This window comes from Bartonella sp. CB10SXKL (assembly GCF_042195515.1).
Classification (GTDB): Bacteria; Pseudomonadota; Alphaproteobacteria; order Rhizobiales; family Rhizobiaceae; genus Bartonella.
Map to the genome: position 1 here is coordinate 1 of NZ_JBHION010000116.1, position 674 is coordinate 674.

At 39.3% G+C, this 674-nt stretch carries 1 pseudogene; it reads right to left on the bottom strand.

Features of this window, described 5'->3' with window-relative positions:
• Positions 1-674 (bottom strand): annotated as a pseudogene (locus ACFIK3_RS09740) (hypothetical protein); the annotation flags it as partial.

Genomic DNA, 674 nt, shown 5'->3' on the forward strand with positions numbered 1-674 from the left:
CAAAGCATCCGCCACATTGCCATAGTCTATCTCTTCAGATTTACCATTATCCTTAACTGCCTTAACCTTAAAACTTGGAGCTTTCCATTGTCCTTGCTCATCATAACCAGCACCTCCACCAAAATAGGTTGCAAGTTGTTCGTTCAGCGAATAAAGCTGACCACCCGTGACAGCATCCGTTGAATCTTTAGAAACAACACCATCTAAAAGAAACGTAATTCTACTGTTTTCTTGTGTCCTTACAGCTCTGCCTTTTTCTTCTTTGCTCTTTTCATGACGTGCTACAAAGGCATTAGCTTTATCGTTCCATAACAAAGCATCACCTTTAACTTGCTGAGTAATATTCGTTATGTTTTTAGTAAGTTCGCTAAACTTATTTGTTACATTATCATTGACATTCTTGATATTGCTATCAAGCTGGCTTTTGTTAACAGCGTCATTATTGTTCTTTGCTTCCCCAACACCAGAAATTATCCGATCAGCACCGCTTTCATTTGCAATATTGATTTCTGCGCCACCTACTTTTGCACCAATAGTGAGACGACTCGTTGTCTTATCTTGCTGAACAAAGCTCTCGCTTTCCACTTTGGTAATCACATTATTAACCTGTTCAGTCAATTTATTCTGAACATTCGTGATAGAACTTCCAACACCGGCAAGTGCATCCGCTACAT